Source organism: Verminephrobacter eiseniae EF01-2 (assembly GCF_000015565.1).
Lineage (GTDB): Bacteria > Pseudomonadota > Gammaproteobacteria > Burkholderiales > Burkholderiaceae_C > Acidovorax > Acidovorax eiseniae.
The window spans coordinates 1298811-1313940 of record NC_008786.1; the positions used below are offsets into that span (position 1 = coordinate 1298811).

Below are 15130 nucleotides of genomic sequence, written 5' to 3' on the forward strand. Positions count from 1 at the left end.
CACCACATGGGCACCCAGAACGAACGGCAACCTCAGACATATCGCGCTCGCCCCGAGCCGGGGCAGCTCGTCGAGGTGCGCCGTCGTCAATGGGTGGTGGCCGACGTCGATGCCGCAGGACTGGAAACCGGCGCTCGCCAACACTGCGTGACGCTCTCGTCGATCGACGAGGACGGCCTCGGCGAAGAACTGGAAGTCGTCTGGGAGATCGAGCCGGGCGCTCAGGTCATCGAGCGCGCGGGCTTGCCATCCGTCACGGGGCAGGACGATTCGGACATGCTCGACGCCTTCCTCGATGCCGTGCGCTGGGGTGCAGCCACCAACGCCGACCGGGGATTTCTCCAAGCGCCGTTCCGCAGCGGCGTCAGCATCGAAGACTTCCAGCTCGACCCGCTGGTGCGCGCCATCGACATGGCTCGCGTCAACCTGCTCATCGCTGACGATGTTGGCCTCGGCAAGACCATCGAGGCCGGTCTGGTCGTTCAGGAACTGCTGCTGCGGCATCGCGCACGCACCGTCCTGGTCGTCTGCCCCGCGTCGCTTCAGGAGAAGTGGCGTGTCGAGATGCTGGAGAAATTCGGCCTCGACTTCCGCGTGGTCGACACCGACTACATCAAACGGCTACGGCGCGAACGCGGCATCCACGCCAATCCTTGGACCTCGCATCCGCGCCTCATCACGTCGATGGATTGGGCCAAGGGCGGCGAAGGCTTGCGCGCCATGCGCGATGTCATTCCTGCGCATGTCGGCCATCCGCGCAAGTTCGATCTGCTGGTCGTGGACGAAGCGCACAACGTCGCGCCCGCCGCAGGCGCGCACTACGCGCTGGAGAGCCAGCGCACGCGCTTCGTCCGTGCCATCGGCCCGCACTTCCAGCATCGTCTGTTCCTGACCGCGACGCCACACAACGGCTACACCGAGTCGTTCACTGCGCTGCTGGAACTGCTGGACGATCAGCGCTTTGCGCGCAACATCCTTCCCGACGAAAAGCGCCTGAGTCAGGTGATGATCCGTCGCCTGAAGAGCGATCTGGTCGATGCGGACGGCAATCCCCTGTACGCCCGGCGCACCTTGCAGGCGCTCGAAGTCCCCTACACGGCGGAAGAACGCGAAATACACCGCAAGCTGGATGACTATTGCGCCAGCCGCGAAAAGGACGCCGAGAAAGCGGGCAACGGCTTCGGCACGGTCTTCGTCAATCGCCTCCTCAAGAAGCGTCTGCTCTCGTCACCGGCGGCATTCGCGTCCACACTCGAAAAGCACGTCGCATCGCTGTCCGAAGCACGGCCCGCGAAGCCGGATGCGATGGCCGAGCGCATCCTGCACAAGGCCATCCTGAAGGCCGACGAGGACTACGCCGACGATCGGGAAGTCGAGAACGCGCAAGCCGAAGCCATCGAGGAAGCCACGCGCCGCTCGATGCCGTTGACGGCGGAGCAGCGGGCGATGCTGTCTGAACTTCGGGCGTGGGCTTGGCGCGCCCGCAATCAGGCCGACTCCAAGGCCCAAGCCATCCTCGACTGGCTCACGGTCAATCTCAAAACCAACGGCGAGTGGAACGACCGCCGGGTGATCCTGTTCACCGAGTACCGCACCACGCACCAGTGGATGCAGCAAATCCTCGCCAGCCACGGCTTCGGCAGCGAGCGTCTCGGCCTGCTCCACGGCGGGCTTCCCCAAGAAGAGCGCGAACCGATCAAGGCGGCATTCCAAGCCTCTCCGCAGGATTCGCCCGTCCGCATCCTGCTCGCCACCGATGCAGCCTCCGAAGGCATCGACTTGCAGAACCACTGCAATCTGCTCATCCACCTGGAGATTCCCTACAACCCCAACGTGATGGAGCAGCGCAACGGGCGCATCGACCGCCACGGCCAGCGCGAGAAGGAAGTGCTGATCTGGCATCCGGTCGATGGCGGCCACGGCGAGGACATCCTGCGCGCCCTGCGGAAACTGGATTCGATGCGCGCCGACATGGGCAGCGTCAACCCGGTCATCGCGCCACAAATGCCCGGCCTCATCGAAGGCTCGCTGAAGGACTTGGACACCCGCATGGCCGAGGCGCGGATCGCGCGGGCCAAGAACTACGTTCGCGCCGAGCGCGAGTTGAAGGAGCGCGTCGCCAAGCTGCACGAGCGACTGCTCGCCACCAAGCAGGATTTCCACCTCACGCCCGACCACGTCCTGATGGCCGTGAAAACCGGCCTCGCGCTGGCGGGCCGTCCGCCGCTGGAACCCGTCGAACTGGCGGGCGCGCCTTCGGGCAGCGTCTTCCGGATGCCTGCGCTGTCTGGCTCGTGGGCGCGCTGTCTGGAAGGGCTGCGCCACCCGCACACGCAGAAGATGCGCCCCATCACCTTCGACCATGCCGTTGCCAGTGGCCGCGACGACGTCGTGCTCGTCCACCTGAACCATCGCCTGGTGCAGATGTGCCTGCGCCTGCTGCGCGCCGAAATCTGGGCGCAGGACGACGTGAAGAAACTGCACCGCGTCACCGTCCGCACCGTGCCGGATGCACTCGTCGATGGCCCCGCCGTGGTCGCCGTCTCACGGCTGCTCGTCACCGGCGGCAACCACCATCGGCTGCACGAGGAACTGACGGTATCGGGCGGCTACCTGCGCGACCAGTCCTTCCGCCGCGAAGAAGGCGTCACCCGCGTCCAGCAGTGGTTGGACGAAGCGAAGCCGATCACGGCAGCCCCATCCCTGTTCGATGCACTGCGCGTCCGCTTCGACCGTCAGCAGGAGGCCATCCTGAAGGCCGTCGATGCCCGTTCCAAAGAACGTCTCCGCTACCTGACCAACACGCTCCAGACCCGCAAGCAGCAGGAGCTTGACGATATCGGCACGGTGCTCGACGAACTGGAAAAGGCAATCCAGTCCGAGTTGAAGAAGGATCAGCAACCCGAACAGCTCTCGCTCTTCACCGAGGACGAGCGCACGCAGCTCCGGCGCGACATCGCTGCGTTGGAAGCGCGCCTCGCACGCATCCCCGACGAGCGCAGGATGGAGACGCAGGCCATCGAATCCCGCTACGCCAAGCTCGACGACCGCACCTTCCCGGTGGCGGTGATCTTCGTCGTGTCGGAGGGCAGCGCAAGATGAGTCGCGGCGTTCGATATTCGCTATCCGGATTCGCGCATGCCGATGACGCTCAGTTGCTGGGCGAGCTCACCGACGCGGTTGCCTCGACAGGTATACAAAGCACACGCACGACCCAGATAGAAACGTGGAAGACCCAGGTCGCGCTCCTGAAGCAATGTGCGTATGCCCTGATCGAGATGCACGAGGCCGCCAAAGGCTGGCAAGTGATCCTTGAGTATGAACTGCCACGCCGCCAGAAGCGCCCCGATGCGATCTTGCTCGCCGAGGACGTGATCCTTGTAGTCGAGTTCAAGGTCGGAGCCATGTCTCACGATGCATCGTCTCGCTGGCAAGTAGAAGATTACTGCTTGAACTTGCGTGACTTCCACGGCGGCAGTTCCGGGCGCGCGATCGTGCCGGTGCTTTGTTCCACTGCTACGCCGACCGTCATGAGTTCGCCTTTAATTTCGAGCTCCTGTGTCGCGCCCATACGGCTCACGAATGCCAACGGCCTAGCCAGCGTATTGCTGTCGGCCTACTCGGCGCAGCACGATCCCAGCGACCGATCCATTGATCCCGACACATGGGTCGATGCACCGTACCGTCCGACGCTTTCGGTCATAGAAGCAGCTGAGCGCCTTTACGAGAACCATGACGTTCGTGAGATCAGCCACAGCTACGCCAGCAACTTGGACGCAACGACGGACCTGCTTTCGGAAGTGATCAGAGAAGCACGTGCGCAGAACCGACGGTGCGTATGCTTCGTCACCGGTGTTCCAGGCGCCGGGAAAACGTTGACTGGGCTCAACGTCGTCCACGACCCATCCCTGCGTGTGGAAGGCGGCCCATCTGGAATCTTCTTGTCCGGCAACGGCCCCCTGGTCAAGGTCGTGCGAGAGGCTTTGGTGTTGAGCCAGCAGCGTGCCGGGCGTCGGCGCCAGGACAGCGCCCATGAAGTCTCGACCTTCATCCAGAACGTCCACCAATTCTTGCGCTATCACCGCGAGCATCCCGCGGCTCTGCCACACGAGCACGTCGTCGTCTTCGACGAGGCCCAACGTGCATGGGATCGCGAGCAGATGCAGCGCAAGCAAGGGGTGGACCGTTCGGAGGCTGCCGAACTCTTCGACGTGATGGATCGACTGGATGGATGGGCCGTGATCATTGCTCTCGTCGGCGGCGGACAAGAGATCTTCCTCGGTGAGGCAGGATTGGAGGAATGGGGGCGAGCCGTCGCCGTTCGGCCCGATTGGCGAGTCGTCGCCTCTCCCGAAGTCGTCTCCGGAGGTGCCAGCGTATCCGGACATCGCTTGTTCACTGATGGCGTTCCCTCTGGCATCGAGTTCCGCCCCGAGCCATTGGCGCACCTCAGTGTCGGCGTGCGAAGCTTTCGCGCTCAACGGTTGGCGGAGTGGGTCGATGCGGTGCTCCTCCTCGATACCGAACACGCACGGTCTCTCGTGCCGGATCGCCGGGAGTTCCCGCTCCATTTCACTCGTGATCTCGAAGTCGCCAAGGCGTGGTTGCGAGCCAGGAGTGAACCGGGCTGTGGTCAGCGAGCAGGCCTGATCGCTACATCGGAGGATCAACGTCTTCGTGCCTATGGCCTGGAACGCTCCAGTGCCTTCCGGCTGGATTACTCGTTCGAGAAGTGGTTCCTGATGCCTCCCGCGGACGTTCGTTCGAGCCATGCTCTCGAGGTGGCGGCGTCGGAGTTCGAATGCCAAGGGCTCGAGCTCGATTGGGTGGGACTGTGCTGGGGCGGCGATTTGACGCCATCCGCCTCTGGCAGCTGGGAGTACCGCAAGTTTCGCGGCAGTAGCTGGAATCAGGTGCGTAGCGATTCGGAACGCACCTATGTACGCAATCGCTACCGCGTGCTGCTCACGCGTGCGCGTCTCGGCATGGTCATCTGGATACCTCCGGGTAAGGCAAGCGACCCGACGCTCGAACCGGACAGATTCGACCGGGTTCGGAGTTTGCTTGAGGCAGTCGGCGTGCCAGAGCTTCGAGAAGAATTCGAAGGGGCCGAGGCATGAGCCAAAACGATCATCACCACGACTGGCTCTCGCTCGTCGAGATTTCCGGCCCGTTCCTCGCCGTTCCCGTTCTGAAGGAAGCCTTCCCGCAAGGGCTGGAAGAACTCGATGCGGCCAAGCGCAAGCGGCTGCGGCAAGCCTATGACGAATGGCTCGAGGCGCTGGAAACCGACGATCCGCGCATCGAGGAACTGCACGCGGCGTGGATAGCCGAGGTCTTGTCGCGCGGGCTGGAACTCGACGAGGACGGTCGCGGCGATGTGCTCAAACGTGAGGACTGGTGCGCCGCGCACCTGAACGTCGCGCTGCCCGAACACGGCGTGAGCCTGTCGCCGGACTTCGCCGTCGTGGGCAACGGCGATGTGCCGCTGATGCTCGTCCATGCCTACGGGCCGGACGTCGATCTCGATACCACGCAAAAGCTGGAAGGTTGGGCCAGCACACCGGCGGAACGCATGGTGACGCTCTGCCGCGCCACGGGCTGCCGCCTCGGGTTGGTGACCAATGGCGAACGCTGGATGCTGGTCGATGCGCCGGTGGGCGCGGTCACTACTTTCGCCAGTTGGTATGCGCGTATCTGGGCGCAGGAACCCGTCACCCTCCAAGCCTTCGTCCACCTCTTGGGCATCCGGCGCTTCTTCGTCGATGAATCGGAACGGCTGCCCGCGCTGTTCGATCGCTCGCTGAAGTTCCAGGACGAAGTGACCGACGCCTTGGGCGAACAGGTGCGACGTGCGGTCGAAGTGCTGATCCAGTCGCTCGACAAAGCCGATCAAGACCGTGACCGCGAACTGTTGCGTGGCGTGAAGGAAACCGAGCTCTACGAAGCCGCGCTGACGGTGATGATGCGGCTGGTCTTCCTGCTTGCCGCCGAGGAGCGCGGCCTGCTGCTCTTGGGCGACGAACGCTACGAGGCGAACTACGCGCTCTCGACACTGCGCATGCAGTTGCGCGCCGAATCCGACGAGATTCTGGAGCGCCGCTGGGATGCCTGGTCACGTCTACTGGCCGTTTTCCGCGCGGTGTATGGCGGCATCGAGCACGAAAACCTGCGTCTGCCCGCGCTGGGTGGCTCGCTGTTCGATCCGGATCGCTTCCCCTTCCTCGAAGGCCGCGCGAAAGGTTCCCACTGGCGCACCGACATCGCCGATCCGCTTCCGATCGACAACCGCACCGTCCTGCTGCTGCTCGAAGCCATCCAGCAATTCCAAGGACGCACGCTGTCGTATCGGGCGCTGGATGTCGAGCAGATCGGCTACGTCTACGAGGGCCTGCTGGAGCGTACCGTCAAGCGCACCGTCGAGGTCACGCTGGAACTCGACGGCACCAAGAGCGCCCAGTCGCCTTGGGTGACTCTGGCCGAACTCGAATCCGCACGGCTGGACGGTGCAGGACGCTTGGCCGAACTGCTCCAACAGCGTTCCGGCAGTTCCGCCAGCCGCGTGCGCAACGACTTGGCTCGTCCCGTGGACGATGCGCTCGCCGATCGTCTGTTGACCGCTTGCCACGGTGACACCTCATTACGCGACCGCATCGAGCCGTTCGGTCATCTGGTGCGCACCGACCCGTGGGGCTACCCGCTGGTCTATCCCGCCGGGGCCTTCATCGTCACCACTGGCTCCGACCGGCGCGAGACCGGCACGCACTACACGCCGAAGTCCCTCACCGAGGCCATCGTCACCGAGACGCTCACGCCCATCGCCTACATCGGCCCAGCGGAAGGCACGCCGCGCGCAGATTGGACGCTGAAATCGCCCGCCGAATTGCTCGATCTGAAGATCTGCGACCCGGCGATGGGTTCGGGCGCTTTCCTCGTGCAAGTCTGCCGGTGGCTGGCCGACCGGTTGGTGGAGGCATGGGCGAAGGCCGAGACGCAAAGCCACACGATCGGTGTCGATGGGCGGGTGGCGGATGCCGACGCCAACGCCGAGCCGCTGTCTCACGACACCGAGGCGCGCACCATCGTCGCGCGCCGCCTCATCGCCGAACGCTGCCTCTACGGCGTCGATCTCAATCCGTTGGCGGTCGAACTGGCCAAACTCTCCATTTGGCTGGTGACGCTGGCCAAGGGTCGACCTTTCGGCTTCCTCGACCACAGCCTGCGTTGTGGCGACAGCCTGCTCGGCATCCATCGGCTGGAGCAGCTCACCCAGCTTTCGATGAACCCCACGGGTCAGGGCCAGCTACGCCTGTTTGGCCAGAACATCGAGCGGGCCGTGCGCGAGGCCATCGAACTGCGGCAACGGTTGCGCGAAATGCCCATCCGCGACATCCACGACGTGGAAGTGATGGCGCATCTGGACGCCGACGCACGCCGCAGGCTCGAAGTGCCGGAATGCATTGCCGATGCGTTCATCGGGGAGGTCTTGGCTTCGGGGGGCAATGGTGCGGGGCTGGAGAACACGCTGACTTTGCTGACCGTCCAAGTTGGACAGGTTATCGACGGCGACCGCGACGTGCTCGTCTCAATGGGCCGGAGAACGGTCGTCGCGCTCTCGACCGATCTGCCTGCCGACAAGCCCGCACGTCGGCCATTCCATTGGCCGTTGGAGTTTCCAGAGGTGTTCGCGCGTGAACGCGGCGGCTTCGACGGCATGGTCGGCAATCCGCCCTTTCTGGGTGGGCAGCGCATCACCGGCGTCGCGGGCACTGCCTTCCGTGATTGGCTGGTCGCGCACATCGCCGAAGGGCGGCGCGGTTCGGCGGATCTGGTCGCCTATTTCTTCCTTCGTGCTTGGAGTCTGCTGCGCGACGGCGGAGGCTTCGGGTTGCTCGCGGTCAACACCATCGCGGAAGGCGACACACGACAGGTCGGGCTGGAAGCGATGGTCGGCGCGGGTGCCATCATCCATGCGGCCTTTCCGAACGAACCTTGGCCAGGGAAGGCAGCGGTCGTCACCAGTCGGGTGCATGTACACAAGGGCGAGTGGTCGGGCGAACGCTCGCTGTCGGGGAGATCGGCTCCCTTCATATCAGCCTTCTTGTCCGATCGTCAGGACTGGAGTCCCAAGCGGCTGAAAGTCAATGCGAATCTTGCATTTCAGGGATGCATCACGCGGGGCTTGGGCTTCGTGCTTTCGCCCGACGAAGCGCGTCGAATGCTTGATGCCGACCCGAAGAACGTTGATGTGATCTTCCCCTATATCAACGGAGAAGATCTCAATTCAGATCCCGAGCAACGTCCGAGTCGATGGGTAATCAACTTCTGGGATTGGTCGCAGAAACGCGCGCAAGAATATCCACTTCCTTGGGAATGGATCGAAGAGCGAGTCAAGCCCGACAGATTCCGGCTGCGTGACGACGGGCGCTATGTTTGTGCCCGACCGCTGAGAGATGAATGGTGGCTCTACGAAGGGCGGCGGATTGGGCTGTTTCACGCCATCGGTCGTGGCCGACACTTCGAGCGTCATCCTGATGGATGGATCTCCGAAAACAGCCCGGCAAACAAAGTCATGGTGTGCAGCGAAGTAACCAAGCATCTATCGTATGTCCTTATCCACAATGACTACATCATGTCGGATCGAGCAGACGTATTTCGGAACGAAGAGTCTTTTGCGATTTGTCAGTCCTCTTTACACGAGGTTTGGGCACGCGTTTATAGCTCCCGGCTAGAAACGCGACTGAAATACTCTATCGGTAATGCGTTCGAAACGTTTCCGTTTCCTGCTCACCCTCATGACGCGCTCCTGGAGCGAGGGGCGAATTTACATCAGTTGCGTGCCGCTCTGATGGTCAAAGACGGCATCGGTCTTACAAAGCTCTACAACCGCTTCCATACCGACACCAAACGCGATTACCGCATCGAAGGGTTGCGCGCATTGCAGCGCGAAATGGACACCGCCGTCGCGCACGCCTACGGCTGGGACGAGCTCGACCTCCAACACGACTTCCACGAAGTGCCGTACCTGCCGGAGAACGACCGCGTCCGCTTCACCATCTCAGAGGCGGCGCGCGTCGAAGTGCTGCGACGACTGTCGGAGTTGAATCGTCAGCGATACGAGGAAGAAGTCGCGCAAGGGCTGCACGGCAACGCCACATCACGCGCCTCGACTCCCAAACGCCGTCGCACCAGCGCCGACATTCCGCAGCCCACGCTCGACTTCGATGCCATTCCCGCCAACGAGGGTCAATACCTCAAAGTCGCCGAGCCGCGCGCCGACTACCGCGCGGGACCATCTCACGCCATCACCGAGTACTTGAAAGCCCATCCCGGCTGGCACACCAAATCCGACATCCTCGCCGCCACTGGCATCACCGATAGCCAATGGAATACCGCCATCGCCGAGCTGCTCGCCGCTGGTCGTGTCGAGTGCCAAGGTGAGCGGCGCGGGGCGCGTTATCGGGCCAAGCCATGACGCACGCTAAGCCAGTATTCCAGAAGCTTTCTACTGCCACGATTGATCAATCGCCGGAAATTCAGTCGTGGCTGTCCCAATTTTCTATTGGAAATCGGAAAGCAGCCAAGATGCTATTGCATCACCTCAAATTCGTTTCACGCGACGAGTTTTCGGTGTGGTTGCGCCGAGCGGTGGGGGAGCTTCCAGACAGCGAAATTTATGCACTTTACTCAGTCAGAAAACTCGAAAAGACCCAGGTCGTTTTTTGGGATGAAGCTGGAAACCCCGTCGTTCGTCCGGGCACCTCGCTGGGTAGCGAGGACTTGGTTTATTCGCTTGTTTCGAATCTGGTTCGCTCAGGCAATGGAAGGTTGCTTGACCATCCATCGCTTACGGATCTGAAAGATCAGAAAGTACGAAATTTCGTACTCATCGACGATTCGATCGGGAGTGGCGATCGTATTTCAGGGTTCATCAATGCGATGCTGGCACACCCAACTTTTTTGAGCTGGTGGAGCTTCGGCTGGGTCAGGCTTCGCATTGTCAGCTTTGCCAGGCCACGGGAGGCCGAAAAAAGGGTCATTGCCAAGATTCGGGGATCAGATCACGGTAAGCGTAAATTCAGGAAGTCAGACAAAATCACATTCACCAGTGAAGTGGTCTATGAGATTGGCTGGCATGAAGCACGGTGGGGCAAGTCTCATGCTGAAATAATCAATCTCTGCCAGGCACAAACCCAGATCCCTACGAAGCGGCGCTTGGGATATGGTGATGTGATGGCGAATATCGTTTTTTATCATAGCGTGCCCAACAATATTCCTGGAGCATTGTGGTGTACCTGCAAGAAGTGGAATGGCTTGATGCCCGAGAGGGCAATTCCCGATTGGTTATTGAATCTTCTGGCTGCCCCTCTATCAGTCAGCAACGCAGCGAATGCTTTACCAGATGAGTTATCCAAGCTCTTGGCGCTGGTGAAGCGTGGTATCCGCAGCGTGCGTAGTCTTGCCATCCGGCTCGGTGTCGATCATGGATATGCCAACGATCTGATCGCGTATGCGAAAAATCTGAGGTTGTTGACCCCTCAGGTTCGTTTGACTTCAGTAGGGATGGATCGATTCATCCAGTCAGGCAAGAGCTTGATGCTCCCTGAATGGGATTGCAGCCTGTATATTCCAAGTTCGTGGTGTGCTGGCCGGGTAACCGTTCAGCCGCTGACTGATGGAGACTCAGTCTCTCAAAGGTTGGCAGATTCCGTCGCAGCCTCGGCTTCGGCGGATGGGGATGTCGGACAGACATCTCTGGAAGGAACTGACGCCAAGGCGGCTACGCCGCCCTTCGGTGTCACGTCCCATGCACCTTCGGCGTCTCGGGAGAGACGCGACACCGATGGCCCCTTGGGCTCAAAGGAGAGGTGAATGGAAGCCTGGTCAGTACACCACCTTTCTCAAAAGGCCGAGCCGATCCTCGGCCAAGCAGCCGCCGACGACTTGAAGACATATGCGCTGCGTCTGCGACAAGCTGGCCTACCTGTCATCTTCTCTCTAGGCCATTTATCCAGAATCACTGGCGTCGACTATTCCTTGCTGCGTGCAACAGTCGAGCGTCGCCGGGAGTCAGCCAACTACCGCATGTTCGCCATCAAGAAGCGATCCGGCGGGCGAAGACATATACATGCGGTCACTGGTGAGCTATTTAAGGCACACCAATTCATCAACACTGAAATTCTCCAAAAACTGGAACCTCACGTGGCCTCTTTTGCTTTTCATGCGGATGGCGGTATTCGCACCTGTGCTTCCGAACATTGTGGTGCTCAGTGGCTTTTTCAGTTTGATTTGGCGAATTTCTTTTACTCGGTGAACGAAGCTGATGTCTATGGGGTATTCGTGGGGCTTGGATATCGTCCCCTGCTGGCGTTCGAGATGGCTCGCATTTGCACTACGACCCGGCTTCCCAAACACCTGTTGCCTCACCTTTGGACACATCGCAGCCACAAGTCGCACGGTTATCAGTTTTATGCCGATCGTTCAGGTGCAATGGGTGTGCTTCCCCAGGGAGCGCCAACCAGCCCCATGCTCAGTAACCTGGTCGCCCGCCGTCTGGATGAAAAATTGACCGAATTCTCAACCCAGTATGGCTTTGTTTATACACGCTATGCTGATGACCTCACCCTATCGTGCGGCGGAAACCTGCCGAGAGGAATGGCCATAGGCAACCTTCATCGGAAGGTAACCGGAATCATCAGAAAGAATGGGTTCAGAGAGAACCTAGATAAAACCCGTATCGCAGGCCCAGGTTCAAAGAAAGTTGTACTCGGGTTGCTCGTCGATGGCGAGGGGCCACGAATATCAAAGGAAACCTTCAAGCGCATTGATCGGCACCTTCATGCGTCTGAGAAGTATGGACTTCCCGACGTGGCAAAGCATGAAAAATTCGATTCCCCGAGTGGCTTCTATAACCATCTTGCAGGCTTGATTGCCTTCGTGAAAGACGTGGACAAGGTCCGATGGGAAGAATTTCATGCCCGTTTTTCGAGATTGCAATCACCCATGAACTCGTCCGCTTGAAGAGGACTGTGATGCATACGACTAGCATTGGCATTGAGGCCGACCCTTCATCCTCCGAGCCAGACAACAGCAAATCCCCGACGTTCGAGATGACCGTCGATCTCAACGTCCTCGAGCACCTCGGAATCAACCTCTACAGCAACATCGCCGCCGTCCTGACCGAAGCGGTCGCCAACGCATGGGACGCGGATGCGTCGAGCGTGAGGGTTCGTGTCGATCCGAACAACCAATGGGTCGAAATCGAGGACGACGGCATCGGCATGTCCGTCGATGATTTGAACGGCAAGTACCTGCGTGTCGGCTACCGCCGCCGCGACGACGAAGATGCGGAACACGGGCGCAAGACGGCCAAAGGCCGACCCGTGATGGGCCGCAAGGGGTTGGGAAAGCTGTCTCTCTTTTCCATCGCCGACGTCATCGAAGTGCAATCCGCCAAGAACGGCGATAGGCACGGCTTTCGCATGACCGTGCCGGACATCAAGAAGGCTGTCCACGAAAAGCAGAAGTACCACCCCGAACCGCTTGCGAGTGATGTGCTCACGGTGACGCAGGGCACGAAGCTCGTGCTGCGCGAGATCAAGCGGCAGCGGCTCGGCAAGGGCGTCGCCGCGCTGCGCAAGCGTCTGGCCCGTCGCTTCTCGATCATCGGTCAGGCCAACGGATTCGACATCGAGATCGACGGCCTGCCCATCACGGCAGCGGATCGCGGTGACTTGCCCAAAGTCCAGTTTCTTTGGACGTTCGAGGGCTACGAGCCGGAAGCCAACACCATCTCGCACGTCAAAGAAAGCGAATCGCTGCCCGCACGGTTCGATGCTTGGGATTCGGCCTGGCGCGTGAGGGGCTGGCTCGGCACTGCGCGCAAGCCCAAAGATCTCGACGATGACGAAGGGGGGAATCTGAATGGCATCGTGGTTTTCGCCCGAGGCCGTCTGTTCCATGAGAACGTTCTCGACCGTCTGAACGACGGTCGGCTCTACACCAAGTACCTCACGGGGCAGATCGAAGCGGACTTCCTCGACGATGACGATCAGCCGGACATCGCCACCAGTGACCGCCAGCGCGTGCAGGAGGACGATGAGCGATACACCCAATTGATCGCGTTCCTCAGGTCACGGCTCAACCAGCTCGAAAAGCGTTGGAATGAATGGCGCAGGAAACATGAGGTGGAGAAAGCCAAGGAAACCTCTCCGGCACTGGCCGAGTGGCTGGAGACGCTCCCGGAGGGCTACAGAAAGAGCGCCGAGACGCTGATAGCCAAATTGAGCGCGCTGCCGGTGGACGACGAGGACGACCGTAAGCTCATGTATCGGCACGGCATTCTGGCTTTCGAGCGCATGAAGCTCCGTGGCTCGACGGAAGAGTTCGTGACGAGCGTGGAGAGCGCCGACCGGTTGCTGGCCGTGCTCGCGGACCGCGACGCACTGGAAGCCTCGCTGTACCGTGACATCGTGAAGTCGCGTTTGGACGCAATCCGCGACTTCCAGACCATCATCGACGAGGACGCGAAGGAACGGGTGCTCCAGAAGTATCTGTTCGACCATCTCTGGCTACTCGATCCGGCGTGGGAGCGTGCCACGGGTAGCCAGATCATGGAGTCTCGCCTCACGACCGAAGGCGTGCTGGTCGCAGGCCTGACCGAGAAAGAACGTCTGGGCCGCGTGGACATCGCCTATCGCACGCAGGCGGGCAAGCACGTCATCGTCGAGCTCAAGAAGGTCGGTCGCAAGATGGGACTGCTCGAATTGGTCGAGCAAGGCCAGACCTATGTGGACAAGCTCAGGAAGATTCTGCGTGAGCAGAATGTGACGTCGCCGGACATCGAGGTGATCTTCGTGATCGGCAAGGCGGTCGATGAGGAAGCCACCAACCCAGATCGGCTCAAGTCGTCAATGGAATCCATCGCACCGGGTAGCCGCATCGTCCACTACGACACGCTGATCCGTGGAGCGCAGGAAGCCTATTCGGCCTACATCGACCAGACCAAGGCGCTGGACAAGCTCGAAAACATCGTGAACAGGATTTGAGGGTTCAGCAGCATGGCTACAAGCAAGAAGACCACCCGCAAGAAACTCGCACCAGCGGTGCGAGAAACTGCTGCCGCGAAGGACTACCCGGCCCTGCTGTCCGAGGTGAAGGCGCGCATCCAGTCCGCGCAATACGCGGCACTGCGCGCGGTCAACAAGGAACTGGTCGGCCTGTACTGGGACATCGGACGGCTGATCGTGGAGCGGCAGCAGACCGAAGGCTGGGGCAAGGCCGTGGTGGCGCAGCTCGCCGCCGACCTTCAAGCAGCCTTTCCGGGCACGTGCGGCTTTTCGGCCTCCAACCTGTGGCGGATGAAGAGCTTCTTCGAGACCTACAGCGGCGCGGGAAAACTCGCACCACTGGTGCGAGAAATCGGCTGGAGCCACAACCTGATCATCCTCGAACGCTGCGGGGACGCGCAGGAGCGCGAGTTCTACCTGCGCATGGCGCGCAAGTTCGGCTGGTCGAAGAACGTGCTCGCCCACCAGATCGACAACCAGAGCTACGAGAAATCGTTGCTGGGCCAGACCAATTTCGACCAAACGCTGACCCCGGCCCTGCGCGCGCAGGCCAAGTTGGCGGTGAGGGACGAATACGCTTTCGACTTCCTCGAACTGGGCCAGCAGCACAGCGAGCGCGAGCTGGAACGCGCGCTGATCACCCGCATCGAGGACTTCCTGCGCGCGATGGGCGGCATGTTCGCCTTCATGGGCAGCCAGTACCGGCTGGAGGTGGAAGGCAAGGAGTTCTTCATCGACCTGCTACTGTTCCACCGGAGGCTGCATGCGCTGGTCGCCATCGAGTTGAAGATCGGTGAGTTCGAGCCGGAGTTCGTCGGCAAGATGCAGTTCTACCTCGCGGCGCTGGACGCGCAGGTGCGGCAGGAAGACGAGAACCCGTCCATCGGCATCATCCTGTGCAAGGAGAAGACCCGCACCATCGTCGAGTACGCGCTGCGCGACGCGCGCAAGCCCATCGGCGTGGCGACCTACGAAATCACCAAGACGCTGCCGAAGAAGCTGAAAGACCAGTTGCCATCTCCGGAAGCCATTGCGCACCTGCTGGAGAGCATATGAATGGG

At 61.0% G+C, this 15130-nt stretch carries 7 protein-coding genes; all 7 read left to right on the forward strand.

Translation table 11 applies throughout. The features are described from left to right. The first annotated feature begins 6 nt into the window (after positions 1 to 6). The 7 genes from drmD to VEIS_RS05795 are packed head-to-tail and all read left to right on the forward strand — an operon-like array spanning position 7 to position 15125. A complete protein-coding gene (drmD, locus tag VEIS_RS05775; protein ID WP_011808960.1) occupies positions 7 to 3102 on the forward strand; it encodes a DISARM system SNF2-like helicase DrmD in 3096 nt (1031 codons plus the stop codon). Continuing rightward, complete coding sequence (locus tag VEIS_RS05780) at positions 3099 to 5120, forward strand: DUF2075 domain-containing protein (protein ID WP_011808961.1); 2022 nt, start codon at positions 3099 to 3101, stop codon at positions 5118 to 5120. Before drmD ends, VEIS_RS05780 begins: the two co-directional genes overlap by 4 nt. Then, positions 5117 to 9475 (forward strand): Eco57I restriction-modification methylase domain-containing protein, encoded by a 4359-nt coding sequence (locus VEIS_RS05785; RefSeq protein WP_011808962.1) that lies wholly within the window; start codon positions 5117 to 5119, stop codon positions 9473 to 9475. The genes VEIS_RS05780 and VEIS_RS05785 overlap by 4 nt, the downstream gene beginning before the upstream one ends. After that, a complete protein-coding gene (locus VEIS_RS25575) occupies positions 9472 to 10872 on the forward strand; it encodes a phosphoribosyltransferase-like protein (RefSeq protein WP_011808963.1) in 1401 nt (466 codons plus the stop codon). Before VEIS_RS05785 ends, VEIS_RS25575 begins: the two co-directional genes overlap by 4 nt. After that, complete coding sequence (locus VEIS_RS25580) at positions 10873 to 12021, forward strand: reverse transcriptase family protein (protein ID WP_011808964.1); 1149 nt, start codon at positions 10873 to 10875, stop codon at positions 12019 to 12021. It begins immediately after the preceding gene. Between the two features lie 11 nt (positions 12022 to 12032). Then, positions 12033 to 14048, forward strand: coding sequence for a BbrUII/HgiDII family restriction enzyme (locus VEIS_RS05790; protein WP_011808965.1), 2016 nt, complete (start codon positions 12033 to 12035; stop codon positions 14046 to 14048). A gap of 12 nt (positions 14049 to 14060) precedes the next feature. Then, on the forward strand, positions 14061 to 15125 hold the full coding sequence (locus VEIS_RS05795; protein ID WP_011808966.1) for a PDDEXK nuclease domain-containing protein: 1065 nt from the start codon (positions 14061 to 14063) through the stop codon (positions 15123 to 15125). Positions 15126 to 15130: the final 5 nt, after the last annotated feature.

What these genes read in the sequence shown, in the direction of transcription:
- VEIS_RS25575 (WP_011808963.1), top strand. Translation starts at nt 9,472, where the DNA reads ATGACGCACGCTAAGCCAGTATTCCAGAAGCTTTCTACTGCCACGATT.
- VEIS_RS05795 (WP_011808966.1), top strand. Translation starts at nt 14,061, where the DNA reads ATGGCTACAAGCAAGAAGACCACCCGCAAGAAACTCGCACCAGCGGTG.
- VEIS_RS25580 (WP_011808964.1), top strand. Translation starts at nt 10,873, where the DNA reads ATGGAAGCCTGGTCAGTACACCACCTTTCTCAAAAGGCCGAGCCGATC.
- VEIS_RS05790 (WP_011808965.1), top strand. Translation starts at nt 12,033, where the DNA reads ATGCATACGACTAGCATTGGCATTGAGGCCGACCCTTCATCCTCCGAG.
- VEIS_RS05785 (WP_011808962.1), top strand. Translation starts at nt 5,117, where the DNA reads ATGAGCCAAAACGATCATCACCACGACTGGCTCTCGCTCGTCGAGATT.
- VEIS_RS05780 (WP_011808961.1), top strand. Translation starts at nt 3,099, where the DNA reads ATGAGTCGCGGCGTTCGATATTCGCTATCCGGATTCGCGCATGCCGAT.
- drmD (WP_011808960.1), top strand. Translation starts at nt 7, where the DNA reads ATGGGCACCCAGAACGAACGGCAACCTCAGACATATCGCGCTCGCCCC.